This is a genomic window from Massilia sp. UYP11 (genome assembly GCF_050434805.1).
Taxonomy (GTDB): Bacteria; Pseudomonadota; Gammaproteobacteria; order Burkholderiales; family Burkholderiaceae_D; genus Telluria.
Genome location: NZ_JBNDJE010000013.1, coordinates 1 through 17,361 on the forward strand (window position 1 = coordinate 1; position 17,361 = coordinate 17,361).

The 17,361-nt window shown below is 68.1% G+C and carries 14 protein-coding genes; 4 read left to right on the top strand and 10 right to left on the bottom strand.

Annotation, left to right across the window (positions count from 1 at the left end):
• Positions 1–135: 135 nt before the first annotated feature.
• The 4 genes from ABIB38_RS16690 to ABIB38_RS16705 form a co-directional block, all read right to left on the bottom strand.
• Positions 136–1,122 (bottom strand): diacylglycerol/lipid kinase family protein, encoded by a 987-nt coding sequence (locus tag ABIB38_RS16690; RefSeq protein WP_429205504.1) that lies wholly within the window; start codon positions 1,120–1,122, stop codon positions 136–138.
• Between the two features lie 75 nt (positions 1,123–1,197).
• The gene (locus tag ABIB38_RS16695) at positions 1,198–1,713 is read right to left on the bottom strand and encodes a GNAT family N-acetyltransferase (protein WP_429205506.1); all 516 of its coding nucleotides are present in this window, start codon (positions 1,711–1,713) and stop codon (positions 1,198–1,200) included.
• 32 nt (positions 1,714–1,745) lie between these two features.
• Complete coding sequence (locus tag ABIB38_RS16700) at positions 1,746–2,273, bottom strand: N-acetyltransferase family protein (RefSeq protein WP_429205507.1); 528 nt, start codon at positions 2,271–2,273, stop codon at positions 1,746–1,748.
• A 64-nt stretch (positions 2,274–2,337) separates the two neighbouring features.
• Positions 2,338–3,654: an amidohydrolase family protein gene (locus ABIB38_RS16705; protein WP_429205509.1), complete on the bottom strand. Its 1,317-nt coding sequence runs from the start codon at positions 3,652–3,654 to the stop codon at positions 2,338–2,340.
• Positions 3,655–3,836: 182 nt separating this feature from the next.
• Here ABIB38_RS16705 and ABIB38_RS16710 point away from each other — a divergent pair, with 182 nt between their 5' ends.
• The 3 genes from ABIB38_RS16710 to ABIB38_RS16720 all read left to right on the top strand — a co-directional run bounded on the left by ABIB38_RS16710 (position 3,837) and on the right by ABIB38_RS16720 (position 8,234).
• A complete protein-coding gene (locus ABIB38_RS16710; protein WP_429205510.1) occupies positions 3,837–4,565 on the top strand; it encodes a phasin family protein in 729 nt (242 codons plus the stop codon).
• Positions 4,566–4,678: 113 nt separating this feature from the next.
• Positions 4,679–6,442, top strand: a complete 1,764-nt coding sequence (locus ABIB38_RS16715; RefSeq protein ID WP_429205511.1) for an ABC transporter ATP-binding protein — start codon at positions 4,679–4,681, stop codon at positions 6,440–6,442.
• On the top strand, positions 6,432–8,234 hold the full coding sequence (locus ABIB38_RS16720; RefSeq protein ID WP_429205513.1) for an ABC transporter ATP-binding protein: 1,803 nt from the start codon (positions 6,432–6,434) through the stop codon (positions 8,232–8,234). Before ABIB38_RS16715 ends, ABIB38_RS16720 begins: the two co-directional genes overlap by 11 nt.
• 60 nt (positions 8,235–8,294) lie before the next feature.
• Here the strand turns inward: ABIB38_RS16720 and ABIB38_RS16725 are convergent, their stop codons facing one another.
• Positions 8,295–9,089 (bottom strand): DUF2243 domain-containing protein, encoded by a 795-nt coding sequence (locus tag ABIB38_RS16725; protein ID WP_429205515.1) that lies wholly within the window; start codon positions 9,087–9,089, stop codon positions 8,295–8,297.
• A gap of 325 nt (positions 9,090–9,414) precedes the next feature.
• On the opposite strand from ABIB38_RS16725, the gene ABIB38_RS16730 reads away from it, so the two are divergent.
• Complete coding sequence (locus ABIB38_RS16730) at positions 9,415–11,481, top strand: tetratricopeptide repeat-containing diguanylate cyclase (protein WP_429205517.1); 2,067 nt, start codon at positions 9,415–9,417, stop codon at positions 11,479–11,481.
• Between the two features lie 41 nt (positions 11,482–11,522).
• Here the strand turns inward: ABIB38_RS16730 and ABIB38_RS16735 are convergent, their stop codons facing one another.
• The 5 genes from ABIB38_RS16735 to ABIB38_RS16755 form a co-directional block, all read right to left on the bottom strand.
• Positions 11,523–12,077 carry a porin family protein gene (locus tag ABIB38_RS16735; RefSeq protein WP_429205519.1) on the bottom strand — a complete coding sequence of 185 codons (555 nt, stop codon included), beginning with the start codon at positions 12,075–12,077 and terminating at the stop codon, positions 11,523–11,525.
• A 231-nt stretch (positions 12,078–12,308) separates the two neighbouring features.
• Positions 12,309–12,572, bottom strand: coding sequence for a DUF6130 family protein (locus tag ABIB38_RS16740; protein ID WP_429205674.1), 264 nt, complete (start codon positions 12,570–12,572; stop codon positions 12,309–12,311).
• Positions 12,569–12,892, bottom strand: a complete 324-nt coding sequence (locus tag ABIB38_RS16745; protein WP_429205521.1) for a hypothetical protein — start codon at positions 12,890–12,892, stop codon at positions 12,569–12,571. The genes ABIB38_RS16740 and ABIB38_RS16745 overlap by 4 nt, the downstream gene beginning before the upstream one ends.
• A gap of 73 nt (positions 12,893–12,965) precedes the next feature.
• Positions 12,966–13,664 carry a hypothetical protein gene (locus ABIB38_RS16750; protein ID WP_429205523.1) on the bottom strand — a complete coding sequence of 233 codons (699 nt, stop codon included), beginning with the start codon at positions 13,662–13,664 and terminating at the stop codon, positions 12,966–12,968.
• A 14-nt stretch (positions 13,665–13,678) separates the two neighbouring features.
• Positions 13,679–17,350 carry a tubulin-like doman-containing protein gene (locus ABIB38_RS16755; protein ID WP_429205525.1) on the bottom strand — a complete coding sequence of 1,224 codons (3,672 nt, stop codon included), beginning with the start codon at positions 17,348–17,350 and terminating at the stop codon, positions 13,679–13,681.
• Positions 17,351–17,361: the final 11 nt, after the last annotated feature.

The following is a 17,361-nucleotide window of genomic DNA, read 5'->3' on the forward strand; positions in this document are numbered from 1 at the left end:
GTGGAAGTTGGGGCCGGGCCCCGCCGGTCGCCGATGCTCGCTGTACTCCAGTACAGCTGCGCTTCTCGACCTGCGCGGCCCGACCGAAACTGCTGCCGCTCGCGACGGTTTTCGAGGTGCCCATAACCGTCGGGATCACGCAGTCTCGAACGAGCCCTCGACGGGACGCGGCTTGCCGCGTCCTTTTTCGGACACCAGCAGCTTGAGCCGCCCTTCGAGCACCCGGAATTCGAACGGCGTCGCCATCTTGCTCACCTCGCCATCGGCCGCCACCTTCAGGCGCTTGCGCCCATAGAACGACGGCGTGCGCACCGTCATGCGCTTGAACGCAAAGGCGACGACGTCGTCGCCCGCGCCGAGCTTGCCGAAAGCGCCGCGGATCAAGAGGCCCAGCAGGCCGAGCTTGCCCATCGGCTTGGGCGCCAGCGCCACCAGCTGTCCCTCTTCCACCGCCTCGGTCAGCTCTTCCATCCCGATCTGCTCCATCTGCAGCCGATTATTGCCTACAAACAAGGTCGTGGTCTGCAGGCGTTTTTCCTTGCCATCGAGTTCGAGCGTGATGCGCAGATGGCGGTGGGGTCGCAGCGCCATCTTGACCGCCGACAGGAAGGCGACGAAGCGGCTGCGGCCATATTCGCGCTTGTCGTGCTCGCGTTCTTCGAGCAGCGCCGGATACAAGCCGACGCTGGCATTGACCAGGAAGATCTTGTTGTTGAGCATGCCGATCTGCACCGGCCGCACCTCGGCGCGCAACATCGCGTACACCGCCTCGGTGAGGTCTTCCGGGATGCCGTGGGTGCGACCAAAATAATTGAAGGTGCCTTGCGGCAGCACGCCGAACAGGCAGCCGGCCAGCACCGCCTGGTGCGCAACCGTGTTGATGGTGCCGTCGCCGCCGGCCGCGACCAGCACGCCGTCGTTGGCAAGCGCCTTGCCGGCCATCTCGCGTGCGATGTTTTCCAGCCGGTCAGGGTGTTCGACCACTTCCAGGTGGCAGACCCGGCCCGACTTGTCCATGACCTCGCGGATCGTCGAGATTCGCTCTTCGGTTTCGGAATGCCCGGATCCCGCATTCAGGACAATGTAGAAATGGGCGTCTGGCGGCGGCTCGGTGAATGGCATTGGAGTTCGTTTCGGTAAGCAGGCGTTGTGGATGCCTCATCGTATCACCGTCAATACCCGCGCAAGGTGCGCTACTCAACCCTCCAGATCGGTCAGGTAGAGATCGACTGGCGGCTGGCCGGGCGCCAGGGTGGCGCGGCGTTCGAAACGCAGGCCCAGGCGCTGCAGGAGCGCGATCGAGGCCGCATTGTCGGGCGCGACGATCGCCGCCAGGCGCCGGATGCCCAGCCGCACCGCGAGGCGCACCACCGCCTGCCCCGCCTCGAAGGCGTAGCCGCATCCGCGGTGCTCGGGCAGGAAGGCGTAGCCGATGTCCACGTGCTCCAGGGTGTCGCGCTTGACCAGGCCACACAAGCCGAGCGGCGCGCCGTCCGCCAGCCGCTCGACCAGGTACAGCGAATGGCCGTATTTCTCCTGCATCGCCACCGGTCCTTCGTCCAGGGCGCGGCGCGCGGCGGCGACGGTGCGCAGCTTGCGGTCGCCGATGTGCTCGATGAAGGCGGGGTCGTTCACCAGCGCCAGGTAGAACGGGGCGTCGTCCGGGGTAGCGAGGCGCAGCCGCAGGCGGTCGGTGTCGAGGATCCTGGTCATGGCCGAGATCATACCGCTTTATTTACCGTCCGCTACTCGTCCGCGGTGGGCCAATGGTCGGGATCCTGCAGCAGCTGGTACATCACATAGGCGTCGACATAGCCCAGGCGCTTGTGGCGGAAGGCCTTGGGCAGGGTGCCGACGATGGAAAAGCCCAGTTTCTTCCACAGACCGATGGCGGCGGCATTGGTGCTGACCACGTGGTTGAACTGCATCGCCAGGAAGCCCTGGCGGCGCGCCTCGTTCAGGCTGTGTTCGCCCATCAGGCGGCCGATGCCCGCGCCCTGCGCCGACGGGCTGACCATGTACGAGGCGTTGGCCACATGGTGGCCGCGTCCGGGCTGGTTCGGCGCCAGCCGGTACATGCCCAGCACGCGCCCCGCCGCGCTCACGGCGACGAAGCTGTGCACGCCCTGGCCCAGCCAGTAATGATGGCCGGCCTCGCGCGTGGTCGCGGTGGTGAAGACATAGCTTTCACCGGCCGCCACGTGGGCGCAAAAAATGGTCCAGATCGCCTCGAAGTCGGCTTCGACGGCGGGACGGATGTCGATCTCTCTCACAACGGTCAGTATGCAAATGCCAAAACCCGGCGGTCAGTTATTTTGCCTGAAATCTCACAAATAATCACGGTGCATCCTGGTTTGCGAGTTTGGTGCCCTGAGTGTTACCCTGAGGCAGCCTGAAGTCGACGCCGTCGGGCCGCCCATCGAGATACAGGCGGCTGGCGGCGGCCGGCGCCTCGGCCACCACCCAGCCGCGCCGCAGCACCAGCCGGCGCGCCGCGCGCAGGCGGATCGCCTCGACCGCGGAACCGGCGTCCAGGATCACCAGGTCGGCATGGCAGCCCGGCGCCAGGCCGTACCCTTCGAGCCCCAGGATGCGCGCCGGCGTCGCGGTGACGGCGTCGAAGCACGACTGCATTGCCTCCAGCCCGGTCATCTGCGCCACGTGCAGGCCCATGTGCGCCACTTCGAGCATGTCGCCCGAACCCATGCCATACCAGGGATCGAGCACGCAGTCGTGACCGAAGGCGACGTCGACCCCGGCCGCCATCAGCTCGGGCACGCGGGTCATGCCGCGCCGCTTGGGATAGGTGTCATGGCGGCCCTGCAGGGTGATGTTGATCAGCGGGTTCGCGATCGCCGCCACGCCGCTTTCCGCGATCAGCGGCAGCAGCTTGCTCACGTAATAATTGTCCATCGAATGCATCGAGGTCAGGTGCGAGCCGGCCACCCTGCCCTGCAGGCCGAGGCGCAGGGTCTCCTGCGCCAGCGTTTCGATATGGCGCGACAGCGGGTCGTCGCTCTCGTCGCAGTGCATGTCGACCCGCACGCCGCGCTCGGCCGCGAACTCGCACAGCAGGCGCACCGACTCGGCGCCCTGCGCCATGGTGCGCTCGAAATGGGGGATGCCGCCGACGACGTCCACCCCCATGCCGATCGCACGCTTCAGGTTGCCGAAGGCGGTCGGGCTGCGCAGCAGCCCATCTTGCGGGAAAGCGACCAGTTGCAGGTCGAGGTACGGCGCCACCCGGCGCTTGACCTCCAGCAGGGCTTCCACCGCCAGCAGCCGGTCATCGCAGACGTCGACGTGGCTGCGGATCGCCAGCAGGCCGCGCGCCACCGCCCAGTCGCAATAGCGCAACGCGCGCTCGACCAGGGCGTCCTGGGTCAGCGCCGGCTTCAGCTCGCCCCACAGCGCAATACCTTCGAGCAAGGTGCCGCTGCGGTTCACGCGTGGCAAGCCATAGCTCAGGACTGCATCCATGTGGAAATGGGCGTCGACGAAGGGTGGGCTGACCAGATCGCCGGCAGCATCGATTTCGCGCGCTCCCCTGGCAGCCAGCCGCGGCGCGAGAGCGGCGATGCGGCCGTCGGCGATGCCGATGTCGATGTCGCGCCGGCCATCAGGCAACGTCGCGTTGCGAATCACGAGATCCATGTCAACTCCTATTCATCGCCAAATTGTAGCAATTCAGGGACATAGTCCTTGAGAAATATCAAGCAATGCTGCAATGCAATATTACCCGCTATAAATAAGCCCCCTTTGTGCTTTGCAACACCCACGAATCGTAGGTACACTGCACGATATTGCAGCGCGCCATACTGACGATAGGAAATCCCATGACTTCACTTCCCGAGCAATTGTCCGCAGCATCTACCAGGCAACTGAGCGCCCAGCTGGATGCACAGTTCCGCTTTTTTAATACCTTTGCCACGCAGGCGCTGGACAACGCCAGCCGTCTCATCTCGCTCAATCTGTCGGCCTCGCGCGATTCGGTCGAGCGCTCGTCGCACACTCTGCGCCAGCTGATCGGGGCGACCCAGCCGCGCGACCTGCTGGTGCTGCGCACCCACGCCGAAGAACAGGTGCGCAGCCTGTTCGATTATGGCCGCGAACTGGCCAACATCACCGCCAATGCCCAGCCATACGGCCTGCGCACGATCGCGCCCGAGGCCGCGCCACCGGCCTTCGTCGCGCCCGTGATCCAGGAAACGCCGATCACCGAAGCCGCGCAGGAAGCCGTGCAGGCTACCGTCAAGGCCACCGAAGAGGCCACCGAAGAGGTCACCGAGCAGGTCAAGCAGGCCGCCGAGCAGATATCCGAACCGGCTTTTGCGCCAGAGCCACTCGTGGTCGAGCTGGCCGAGCCGATGGCGACGGCGGCCGAGGTGCAGGCGACCGTCCTCGACGAGCCGGTTCCGGTGTCCGAGCAAAAGCCAATTGCCAAGGCCGCCGTCAAGGGCGCCTCGAAGGCCGCCGCGACGCCGCAACCGCTCGCAGCCCCGGTCGAGGACAAGAATTCGACCACGGTCACCCGCATCGGCACGTCGTCGAAGCGCCGCAAATAGGATCGGCGACAGCATGAGCGAATAACGCCGCGAAATGCGCCGACTAGGCAAAACGACTACACTAGCGGGCTCTGGCCCGCTTTTTTTTTCGGGCGCATTTCCAAGGAAGTCGAATGAGTTTGTCCACGCTGATCGGCGGCTTCGTGCGCCGGCATTGGCGATCCTATGCCTCGTCGGCCGTCATGCTGGTCGGCGTTGCGATCTGCACCGTCCTCATCCCACGCAAGGTCGGCGCCATGGTCGACGCCCTCGCCGCCAACCGTCTCGGCCAGCACGACCTGCTGCTCGGGATCGCCGAACTGGCCGCGCTGGGCGTGGCGATCTACGTGCTGCGGGTCTGCTGGCGCATCCGGCTGTACTCGGCCGCCTACGACCTGGGCGTCGAGCTGCGCACCCGCCTGTACGCGCGCCTGGCGGCGCAGGGCCCGGCCTTCTACGGGCGCCAGCGCACCGGCGACCTGATGGCGCTGGCCACCAACGACATCGACGCCATCGAGATGGCGGCCGGCGAAGCCTTGCTGGCCGCCTTCGACGGCACGCTGACCCTGGCGATGGTGCTGGGGATCATGATGCTGGGCGTCGACTGGCGCCTGGCCCTGGTCGCGCTGCTGCCGTTCCCGCTGATGGGTCTCGCGTTCTGGTACATCTCGACCCACATCCACACCGCCGAAGGCGATGCGCTCAAGCGCTTTTCAAAGCTCAACGACCACGTGCAGGAGTCGCTGTCCGGCGTGCGCACCCTGCGCGCCCTGGGCCTCGAAGGGCGCAGCGCCAGCCAGTTCGGCGAGCTGGCCGGCAATGCGGCGCAAGCCAGCCTGACGGCGCAGAAATGGGAAGCCGCCTACGAGCCGGCAGTCGGCCTCACGCTCACCGCCGCCACCGGCCTCACGCTCGGCCTGGGCGGCTACCTGGTGTGGCAGAACGAGCTCACGGTGGGCGCCCTGACCAGCTTCACGATGTACCTGGGCCAGCTGATCTGGCCGATGTTCGCGGCCGGCTGGGTGCTGACCCTGATCGAACGCGGCCGCGCCGGCCTGGCGCGCCTGCAACCGCTGCTCGACGCCCCGCTCTCGGTCGAGGACAACGGCGAGATCGAACGGGTCGGCCAGGGCGCGCTGGTGCTGGACAAGGTCACCTTCGCCTACGGCGCAGCGCAAGCCGATCCGCGCCAGCCGGCGCTGGACGCGGTGTCGCTGCGGCTCGAGCCCGGCCAGACCCTGGGCCTGGTCGGCCCGACCGGTTCCGGCAAGTCGACCCTGCTGCGGGTGCTGCTGCGCCAGGCCACGCCGCAGGCCGGCCGCGTCGAATGGGCCGGCCAGCCGCTCGAGGCCTATCGCCTGGCGGCCTTGCGCAGCGCGACCAGCTGGGTGCCGCAGGAATCCTTCCTGTTCTCGGCCTCGATCGCCGAGAACATCGCGCTGGCCCGTCCCGGCGCCTCGCGCGCCGAAGTGATCGCGGCGGCGCGGATGGCCGACATCCACGACGACATCCTGCGCTTCCCGCACGGCTACGACACCCCGGTCGGCGAAAAAGGCATCACGCTGTCGGGTGGCCAGCGCCAGCGGGTCGCGATCGCGCGCTCGCTGCTGGCCGATAGCCGCCTGCTGCTGCTGGACGACGCCCTGTCGGCGGTCGACACCGGCACCGAGACGCGCATCCTCGAACACCTGGCCGAGCTGCGCCGGGCGCAGCCGGGACGCGCCGCCATCATCGCCAGCCACCGGTTATCAAGCGTGGTGGCGGCCGACCACATCGTCGTGCTCAAGGCCGGTCGCGTGGTCGAAGCCGGCACCCACGATCAACTGCTCGCGCTGGATGGCTGGTATGCCAGCCAGTGGCGCTATCAACAACTGGAGGCCAGCCTCGATGCCATCTGACGCAAGCCTGGAGAAATCCGTGGAGCGCGGCGAGCTGCGCAACCAGGCGAAGCTCGCCACGCGCCTGCTGCGCCGCGCCGCCGCGCCCGAAAAACGCCACCTGGCCGTCGCCACGCTGTGGCTGATCCTGGCCGCGGCCTTCGAGGTCGTGGGCCCGCTGTTGGGCAAGGCCCTGATCGACAACCACCTGCTGCCGCGCCACCTCGACTGGACGCAGATGGCCCTGCTGCTGGGCGGCCTGGTGCTCACCGGCTGGATCTCGAGCTGGGTGCGCTACCTGCAGCTGATCCGCCTGTCGGGCCTGGCGATGCGCTCGGTGCAGCGCCTGCGCGAATGGGTCTATGGCCATGTGCTGCGCCTGCCGATGGCCTTCTTCGATCGCGCCATCACCGGCCAGCTGGTCAGCCGCGTGACCAACGACACCGAGGCGGTCAAGACCCTGTACATCCAGGTCCTGTACGTCATGCTCGACAACTCGATCGTCCTGGTCGGCACCATGATCGCGATGGCCTGGCTCGACTGGCGCCTGATGCTGATCGTGCTGACCCTGGTGCCGGCGGTGGTGGGCATCGTCTGGCTCTACCAGCGCCTGTCGGCGCCGGCGGTCACGCGCGCCAGGGCCCTGCGCAGCGACATCAATGCCCAGATGGCCGAGTCGATCGGCGGCATGAGCGTGCTACAGGCCAGCAATGCCGAAGCGCGTTTCGGCGAGCGCATCCTGGGCACCAACCGCAGCCACTACACGGCGCGCGTGGCCGAGCTGCGCGCCAACGCCTTCCTGCTGCGGCCCGCGCTCGACCTGCTCAACGTGGCCCTGCTGGCGCTGGTGATCTTCGCCTTCGGCCAGCGCGAAGTCGGCGCGGTCGAGGTGGGCGTGCTGTACGCGTTCGTGAGCTATATCGCGCGCGTGGTGGAACCCCTCATCCAGATCACGATGCAGTTCAGCGGCCTGCAGCAGGCGGTGGTGGCGGCGGCGCGCGTGAACACGCTGCTCGATGAAGCGGGCGCGCCCGAACACGACCCCCAGCGTGCCCACGACGAAGCGGCGTTCGTGGCCGGCGCGCCGGCGGTGCGCGTACGCCACGTCGAATTCGGCTACGCGCCGGGACAGCCGGTGCTGCACGATCTGTCGCTCGACGTGCCGCAAGGCGCCTTCTTCGGCATCGTGGGCCACACCGGCAGCGGCAAGTCGACCCTGCTGTCGCTGCTGCTGCGCTACTACGTGGCCGACAAGGGAAGCATCGAGATCGGCGGCCTGCCGCTGGCCGGCATCGGCAACGAGCGCTTCCGCAACGAGGTCGGCCTGGTGCCGCAGGATCCGTTCATCCTGGCCGCCACGGCGCGCGAGAACATCGACATGGGCCGCGGCTTGCCCCTCCAACGCCTGCAGGCGGCGGCGCGCGCGGCGCACGCCCATGACTTCATCGCCGCGCTGGAAGACGGCTATGAGACCCAATTGGGCGAAGGCGGGTCGCGCCTGTCGTCGGGCCAGAAGCAGCTGATCGCGATCGCGCGCGCGCTGGCGGGCGAGCCGCGCATCCTGCTGCTCGATGAGGCGACCTCGCGCATCGACAGCGCCACCGAGCAGATCGTGCAGGAGGCCCTGGAAGAGTTGCGCGGCAAGGTGACCATCATCGCCATCGCGCACCGCCTGTCGACGATCCGCGACGCCGACCGCATCATCGTGCTCAACCACGGCAAGATTACCGAGGCTGGAGCGCACGAGAAACTGATGCGGATCGAGGGCGGCCTGTACCAGCGGCTGTATCTGTTGCAGCAGATCGCGGTGTAGGGCGGGCCGGGCGCGCGGCCGGCTGCGCCGTCCACCCTGCCTCGACTGCGCCGCAGGTCGTCAGATCCTGCTCCAACTGAAACAACCGGCCGCCGCGCCGCCGCCGCTCACCAGCAGCGCACCGTGCCGGTACAGGTCCAGGCGGCGCGATTGCGGCACCGCCATCACCACCACACCCATGGCGCGGTCGCTCCATACGAGGCGACCGTCAACCGCGTCGAGCGCGGCGAACACCTCGCGCGGGCCGGCGCCGGGGTGGAACACGACGGTGGTCAGGTCCTGCCCCGGCGGCGGCATCAGCGCCCAGGCGCCAGCGGCGGCCGTGCCGGCAGCCAGCAGGGCCAGCACCGCAGCCGAGGTCGCACGATGCGACCCGCCCCCGCCTTCGCCTTCGCCTTCGCCACCATCGTTGCCGCCCTGGCGGCGCAGCCAGCGCCAGCCCAGCGCCAGCGGCGCGATGCCGAACGCGACCAGCCAGAGCAGATCCCACGACAAGGGATTCGGGCTGTCGATGCGGATGCGGTGGATGCCGAGCAGCCAGTGCGAGAGCAGCGCGTCGACCGCATGCCAGGCGCCGAACCCCACCAGCAGCGCGCCCGCCAGTGGCCGGCCCCAGGCAACCGGGCCGCGCCGCTGCGCGCGCCACAGGCCGAACAGGCCAGCCAGTGCGACGACGTACATCAGCAAGTGAAAATAGCCGTCCCACAGCACCTGCAGGCGCAGGTCGTCGATGCCGGGAACCAGGCTCAGAAGATGGTGCCACTGCAGGATCTGGTGCAGCAGGATGCCGTCAAAAAAGCCGCCCAGGGCAAAGCCCAGCGCCGCGCCCCACCTGGCCCATGGCGATCTCAACATGCCCGTCTCCTCATCGATGTCGTGCAGCCAGTATAGGAGGGCAGGTAAAACGGGATCGCACCGTTCGTCCAACAAATCATGTGTGTTTTTACCGAGCGACGGCATGGGCGGAGCGGCGACTCCTTGCTTCCTGGCGACGGCCTGCGCGCCCGCTCGGTTCGCCCGGATTGGCGGGCTTTCTGGATCAATCGCATGGGCGCGCCATTGGCCGGGCACCTGTGTCATTTTTGTGACATTTAAAGAGAAAGTGAAATTTCCTCTTTGCAACAGCCATATAATGAACCAAACAACTTCCGCCGGAACACTCGGCGCGACGATTACCGGCATGTTCGCTGTTCTGCACCGCGCATTCGCGCGCTCCCGCTCCCACGCCCTGGCGCTGGCCCTGTGCGTGGCGTCGGCATTGGCGTTCGCCGATGACGCCGCGCCGCTGGACCAGCGCATCGCCGAGATCCGGGAACTGAACCGCTTCGTCCCCGAGCGCGCGCTGCCGCAGCTGGAAGCGCTCGAAAGCGAAGCGCGCGCCGCGCCGCTTGCGCAACGCGTCGAATTCCTGAACCAGCTGGCGATGGCGCGCCACCTCCTGGGGCACCATCCCCAGTCGTTCGCCCTCGCGAACGAGCTGATCGCCATCGGGCGCGAACACGACCATGCGGGCGCATTGGCCAAGGGTCTCTTGCTGCAGGGGTATTCCGCCTTCGCCCAGCATCGGCCCGGCGAGGCCCACCGCCTGATCTGGGAAGCCGAAAAGCTGGCCAATGCCACCGACGACATCGACCTGCGCGTCAGGGCGACGATTTCCTCGGGCGAATCGTATGCCGAGGACGGCAACCTGCCGCTCGCCCTCGAACGCTTGCAGGCGGCGACCTCGCTGGCGCGCCGGAAAGGCGATCCGGTCCACGTCGTGATGGCCTTGAATGCGCTGGTGCGCCTGTACACCAAGATGCGCGAGCCCGAAAAAGGCTTCGGCCTGCTCGACGAGGCGCTGGCCGCCGCCGAGAAGGCGCAGTCGCCGGGCCGCATGGCAACGATCAGGAATGCCGAATATGGGCTCGCGATCGACACCGGCCAGCCCGAACGCGCACTGAAGGCGCTGCAGGAAGGGCTGGCGCTGGAACGTTCGATCGGCGCCGAGCGACGGGTGGTGGTGTCCCTGATCAACCTGTCGGACTTCTATCTCAAGACGGGCGATTTCGTGAACGCCGCTTCGTTCGGCGAACAGGCCGTGACCGCGGCGCATCCGCTGAACGACCGCGCGCTGGACGCCACCGCGCACCTGAACCTGGGCCAGGCCTATCTCGGCACCGGCCGCCTGGCCGAGGGCAAGCGCCAGATCGAAAGGGGCATGGCCGGCTACGAAGAAATCGGCAACAAGCCGGAACTGCAGACCGCCCTGGTCGAATACGGCCTGGCGCTGGAACGCGCCGGCGACCTGCCCGGCGCGCTGAAGGCCTATCACCGCGAACGCAAGATCTCGAACGAGCTGTTCGAGCGGCGCCGCCAGAAGGCGATGCTCGACCTGCAGGAAAAATACGAGGGCGACAAGAAGCAGCGCCAGATCGAGCTGCTGCGCAGCGAAAACCTGATCAAGTCGACCGAAATCGACAACCGTCGCCTGCAGCAGCGCGTGTGGTGGCTGGTGGTCGCGGTGTTCGCGCTGGCGGCAACCGTGGTCGGCCTGCTGTACCGCAAGGTGCGCCAGGCCAACGCCAAGCTGCACGAAAAGAACCGCGAACTCAAGCAGCAGAGCGTGCGCGATCCGCTGACGGGACTATACAACCGCCGTCACTTCCTGGAGTACATGCGCACGCCGCCGCAAGCGCAGGAAGCAGCGGACGGCGCGCCGGGCGGCGCCTTGTTCCTGCTCGACGTCGACCACTTCAAGAGCATCAACGACACCCATGGCCACGCGGCCGGCGACGCGGTGCTTACCACGATCGCGGCGCGCCTGTGCGACATCCTGCACGAAACCGACATGATCGTGCGTTGGGGCGGAGAGGAATTTTTGGCCTATCTGCCGACGGCGCCGGCCGGCAAGGCCGGCCTGGACGAGGTGGCCGAGCGCATCCTGGCCGGCATCGGCGCGACCGTCATCAACCATGGCGGCACGGCCCTGAGTGTGAACGTGTCGATCGGCTACGCGCCCTTCCCGCTGTCGGTGGGCAAGCAGCGCCTGGCGTGGGAACGGGTGGTGAACCTGGTGGACATGGCGCTGTACCTGGCCAAGTCGCACGGGCGCAACCGGGCGTATGGCGTGCGCGGCTTCGCCGACGACAGGCTGGCCAGCATCGATGCGATCGAGCAGAACCTGGAACATGCCTGGCGCGCCGGCCAGGTCGAGCTGTCGGTCGTGATGGGAGAGCGCGACCTGCCGCGCGCCGCGAACGGCTGAGCGTTTCGCGGCGCGTGGTTGTGGCGTTATTTCGTGGCGTATCAGAAGCCGTACTGCAGGCCCACCGATACGACGTCGGCCTTGGCGCCCATGTCCTTCTTCTTGCCGTAGCGTTCGTATTCGCCAAACAGCGCCACGTTCGGGGCCAGCGCATATTGCACGCCCAGCGCGGCATAGGCGCCGGTGTCGCGATTCGTATAGCTGTCGCCCATGAACGAGGTCTTGGTTTCGTTATACGAGGCGCCCAGCTTGCCGTAAGCCGAGAGTTCGGCGTTCACCGGCATCGTGTATTTTGCCGCAGCATAGGTGCGCGAACTCTTCACCCGTGCATCCGGGAATCCCGGCGCCGACGTGACGTTGAAGTCTTCGTTGCCGAAGCGCGAGTGGCCGACTTCCACCGCCCAGTTCTGGTCGATCTGATAGCCGCCGAAGATCTTGCCGCCGGCCTGCCAGTCGTCCGTGGTCTGGTTCTTGGCGCCGGACACGGCGGCGCCGATATAAGGGCGCGCCACGCCGCCGTCGGCGACGACGGTCTGGGCTTGTGCGGAACCGATGGCAGCGACGGTGGCTGCGAGCGTGATGATCAGTTTTTTCATGATGTCCTCTATCTGGTCTGATTCGCAATTCCTCAATGAATTGCGTATTAGAAATGTAGCACCAATGACAAGGCGAGCTGAACGCCGATACGTAAGCGCTTGTAACCGCGGCGCGCGGGCCCGGCGGCCCGCCGGTCGGCCATGGCGCGTTGTCGGCACGATGCGCGCCATACGCGGCGCGATACGGACCAATGTGGTGTATGTATCGCGTTACCTCTGGATACAACTTGGTCACGAGGTTGGCCGTTCGATGGCCGTGCCGTACACCGGCACGAGGCGGATGTTCCCGGTGCGATAGCCGATGGAGAACCGAACTGGCGCCAGCGGCCCGGGCAAGGGCTGGTCGACGGTCAGCCCGGCGCCGCCTGATGCCCGGATCGCCACTACGGCGATCGGGTGGGAGCCGCAGGCATCGCCGTGGGCCGATTCTGGCAGGGCCAGGGAGCCACGCAGGGGCGCGGCCTGGGGTGCGGGCTGCTCTTGAGGCGCCCTCAGTCGGCTTGCTTGATCTCGTCCGCTGTTTCCTGGATCTTCTCGCCGGTGCGTTCCACCGACTTGCCGATTTCCTCGGTCGCGCGGTCCAGGCCGCGGCTGGCTTCCTCGGTCGCGTCCTTGACCTTGTCACGCGCCTCGTCGACCGCGTCGTCGACCCTGGCCAGCTCGTCCTGCACCGAATCGGTCACCCTGGCGCTGGCCTCGTCCAGCGCCTTGCCGACGCGCTCCGCCGGGCCGGCGCCGTCCTCGTCGCGGCTGCAGCCGGCCAGCGCCACCAGCATCACCGGCACCAGCAGCGCCCTGGTCATGGTTGCTTTCATTCCCTGCTCCTTGCGGTTTTCTCGACGCCGTCCATGATACACCGGGCCATCCGGCGTGGACGCGCCTGCGGGGTCAGCCGCCGCGCGTCGGATCGGCCAGCGGATGGCTGCGCCGGCGCCGCTCCTCGCGCGTGCAGGCGGCGGCCGCGGCATTGAGTCCGTCCTGCACCTTGCGCAGCTGCGCGTCGCTGGCGCGCGTCTTGCGCAGCGCGATCAACTCGTCCTGCGCCTCCTTCGGCTTGCATTCCTTCGCCAGCGTGACCGCCGCGTTCATGCGGCGCTCGATGCGCGCCTGGGTCGGCTTGGTCAGCATCCAGGCCAGCCACAGCATGGCCAGGGTGATCAGCCACCAGCGCAGGCGGATCGGCTTGCGCGCCGGTGGGGCCGGCCGGGGCGCGGCGCTCGGGCGGATGGGCGGCGGCGCAGCGCTCGGGCGGATGGGCGGCGGCGCAGGCGGTGAAGGCGGCGGTGGCGACGGTGGGAGCGGCTTCGGTGGCGCTGGCGGCGCCGGCCGCGCGGCAGCCGGTGCGGGCGCCGCGACCGGGGACGGGACCGCGGCCTCCGGGCGTTTCGCCAGGCTCGGCGGCGCCATCGGCACCATCGGCACCATCGGCACCATCGGCACCATCGGCACCATCGGCACCATCGGCACCATCGGCGCCGCGGCGCCCTGCTGCGCCACGCCGCACCACGGACAGAAGTCGACCCGCCGCGCAAAGGTGCGTCCGCAGCCGACGTTCACGCAGCGGTGGAGGGACTGGGCTTGCTCCATGCTTGCTCCTGGTCCTAGTCCGGATCCGGCACGCCGTCGTCGGGATCGGGTATCCCGTCGTCGCGCGTCCGGCCAAGCGCGGCCGCCAGCGCAGTCGCCAGTTCGGGCAGCTCGCCCACCGTGCTCCACTTGCCGATTTTCGGATGCCAGCGCATGTCCCAGGCGCGCGTGGCGTGGCCGATCTCGCCGCGCGCGGCCTGCGCCGCGACTTCGTCGACCGTGAACGGCCCGCGCTGGGCGCCGTCGACGAACAGCTTGAAGCGCGGCGTCGTGCCCGGCAGCGGCGGCGGGGCCAGCGGCGGTGGGGCCAGCAGCGGCCGCGCCAGCGCCTGCGCCGCCGCATCCTCGTCCGCCAGCAGCGCGGGCGGGATCACGCGCTTGTCGACCGCGCGCTCGACTTCCCAGCTGTAGGCGTCCTGGCTCGACCCGGGGACGGCTTCGGTCCAGCGTTCGACCTGGACCAGCAGGGCGTCGATGCGCGCCGGCCCCAGGGCCGGGTCTAGCGCCTGCGCGCGCCGGATCCAGCCGTCGTACAAGCGGCGCGCGGTGATGTTGGGCAGCGAGGGCGATGGCAGCTGGGCGCCGGTTTCATCGACCTCCAGCCGCGGCTCGTACACGCGCAGCTGGTAGTAGCGCATCAGCGCCGCCAGCAGCATCAACCGCTGCGGGCCGAGATCGGCCAGGCGGGCCTGGACGGCCGCGATGATCCCCTCGCGATAGTAAGGCGGCAGGCCGTTGGAACGGATCGCGAACTCGTTGCCCACCTGGAGCCACTCGCCGGAACCCGCTTCGACCTCGAACAGGTACTGGCCGCGCGGCTGGAACGCCGCCTCGCGGTCGCCCAGCTCGGGTTTGCGCCGGATGACGCCCAGCGCGATCGCCTCTAGAAACCATTCGACATCGTCGGCCAGCCGTCCCAGCTCGTCCATCGAGGGCGAGATCGGATGGCGAAAGCGCGTGGCGTCGAAATGCAGGTGGGTCGGGATCTTCGGGTTCTCGAGCTGGTACGAGGCGCGCCAGGTCGGCAGGCCGCGCAGCACCGTCATCGGGTAGCCGGACAGCTCGATATAGCAGACCGCCCTGCCGCTCTCCCCGGTGTTGACGATCGACACCAGCTCGCCATGGAAGTAACCGGTAGGCACGGCGGCGCGGATTTCCGCTTCCATGCGCCGCCATGCGATCGGGTCGCCGACGCCGATGAAGCACTTGAACTGGTCGGCGTTGGGCGTGAACTCGGCCGAGAAGCGCGCATTCACCCACGGCATCGCGCTGCGGATCCACTCGGCGAAGATGCGCTGGCGCTCTTGCGGCGACAGGCTTGACAGACGTTCGAGCAGCGGATCGGCCGGCTCCTGCCGGGCCAGCTCCTGGCTCGACAGCTGCAGTTGCGCGCGGCGGAACAGTTTCAGCAGCAGCTCGGCGCGCAGGCGCTCGTCGCCCAGCTGCGGGAACAGGCGCGCCGAGCCGCCGAATTCGAGCAGCACTTCCTCGCTCCAGATGCTGGTGTCGCCGGCCAGCCGTACCGGCGCCGGGGTCACGTCGGCGCCGAGCTTGATCGTGGTCGCATGTTCCTGGCGCGCGTCGGCGCGCAGCTGGCCGATGCGCTGGTCCACCGCGCCCAGCATCGCCTGCACCGCGCGCCGGCCCTCCTGGAATTCGCCGGCGATGCCGCTCCACTGCGCCTGGCCCTGTTCATCCAGCGATTGCGGATCGCCCAGCCAGCCGGACAAGGAACGCATCACCTCGATCGCCTGGCCGGCCGCCACCGCCAGCAGGTGGAAGCGCAGGTAATCGGCCAGGTCGCGCCTGAGGTGGCCCATCACTTCGCGCGCCTGCGGCTCCTTGCCGAACAGGCGGCCGGCGGCCTGGCCCAGGTTGTTCAGCGATTCCTCGACCTGGCGCGTGCGCAACGCGTCGCGGATGTCGCGGTAGCGGCGGCCATTGCGCTCGGCCTGGAGCAGGTCGCGCTGCGACAGGCGCGCCTTGACCTGCTCCAGCAGCGACAGCACGAATTCCAACCCGCCCTGGCGACGGTCGTCGAGCAGCGCGTACAGGCGCGCGCGCACCCTGCCCTGCAGGCGTCCCAGGAGCTCGCCGGTCTGGCGCTTGATGCGGTCTTCGCTCGTCTCGGCGGTGGCGCCGGCCTCGCGGATCGCGTCGCGTTCGAGCTGCGGCAGCAGTTCGGACACTTTTTCGCGCCACAGCTTGACGTCGTAGGACGCCATGATGCGGTCGATCTCGAGCTGGACCCGGCTCTCCACGCGCTCGAGCAGCGAGCGGCCGTCGCGGTCCAGCAGCAGCGCGCCGGTCAGCGCGTACTCGGTGAACGGCGTCACGTCCACCGACCCCTTGCGCAGGTCGGGGAACTCGTCGAACGGCCGCTCGGCCATCTCCATCTGCTCGCGCATGAAGGCGTCGCGCTCGGCGTCGCCGGCGCGCCGCGCCGCATCGCCGCCGCCTGCGCCATCGCTGCCGGCCAGGCCGAAGAACGCCTTCACCATCAGCGCCGCCAGTTCATAGGCGCGGATGTCCTCATGCAGGCTTTGCTGGGTGTCGAGCACCGACTGGCCGAAGCTCGAGTACGCCTTCGAATACGACAGCCGCATGTCGCCGAAGCGCGCCTCGGGCACGCGCGGGTTGTACGGCCCCAGCTTGTGCTGCTGCTGGTTGACCGCCACCGAACGCTTGCGGTTGGCAAAATCGAGCGAGGCGAAGTCTTCGAACAGCGTATCGGCCACCATCTGGTAGACGTCCTTGACGTCGAGCGTGGCCTTGTTGGCCAGGTTGGCGGTGTCGACGAAATACACGTCGTCGTAGGGCGCGCCGCGGCCCGCGATGCTGTCCGGCTCCTGCCACGTAATATTGGCGTTCATGTCGCGCATCGCCGTCTCGAGTTCCATCAGCGTGGCGTAGGCATTGGCCTCGGTGCGCTCCTTGTTGGCCTTGGCGAAACCGGAAGGCATCAACAGCACCAGGTCGACCTGGCTGTCGGACACTTCCTGGCGCGCGATCGCCTTGGCCAGCCAGCCCAGGTCGAGCACGCTGCCGGCGCCGGTGCCGCCGGCGCTCGACGCGATGACGACGATCCTGAATTTCGAGGTATCGACCTGCAGCCCGAGACGCTGGTAGTTCGCCTTGCGCTCGATGCCGGCATTGCTGCTCAGGTAGTTCAGCGCGCCCTTGATGCGCCCGCGCAGTTTCGGATACTTGTCGAACAGGTACAGCCGCGCCAGCGCGCGGATCTGGCCCGCGCCCTTCGACGGATCGATGCCGAGCGAGCGCAGCTTCTTGGGCCGCAGCGGCATCCAGCGCTCGATCAGCGGAAAGCGCGCCAGGCTGTCGTCGGACTCGTGGTATTGCGGCAGGTCGAGCGCTTCGACCAGGCGTTCCTCGTCGGTCAGGCGCACCAGCTCGTACCAGGGATCGGTGCGCTGCGATTTGCCCTCGTCGATGACGGCATTGTTGTCGAGGTCGAAGTGCAGGAAGCGCGCCACCGGGAAGTCGGCGATCGACTCGACCCGGGTCGGATGGCGCCGGTTCCAGACCGCCGACAGGATGCGGCGCCGGATGCGCATCATGACTTCCATGCCGGTGCCGCCGGCGCCGATGAACAAGGTTGGCCGCAGGTCGACCTTCAGTTCGGCTGGACCGGTGTTGACGCCGGAGGGATGCGGGAATTCTGCCATGGTATGGGGAC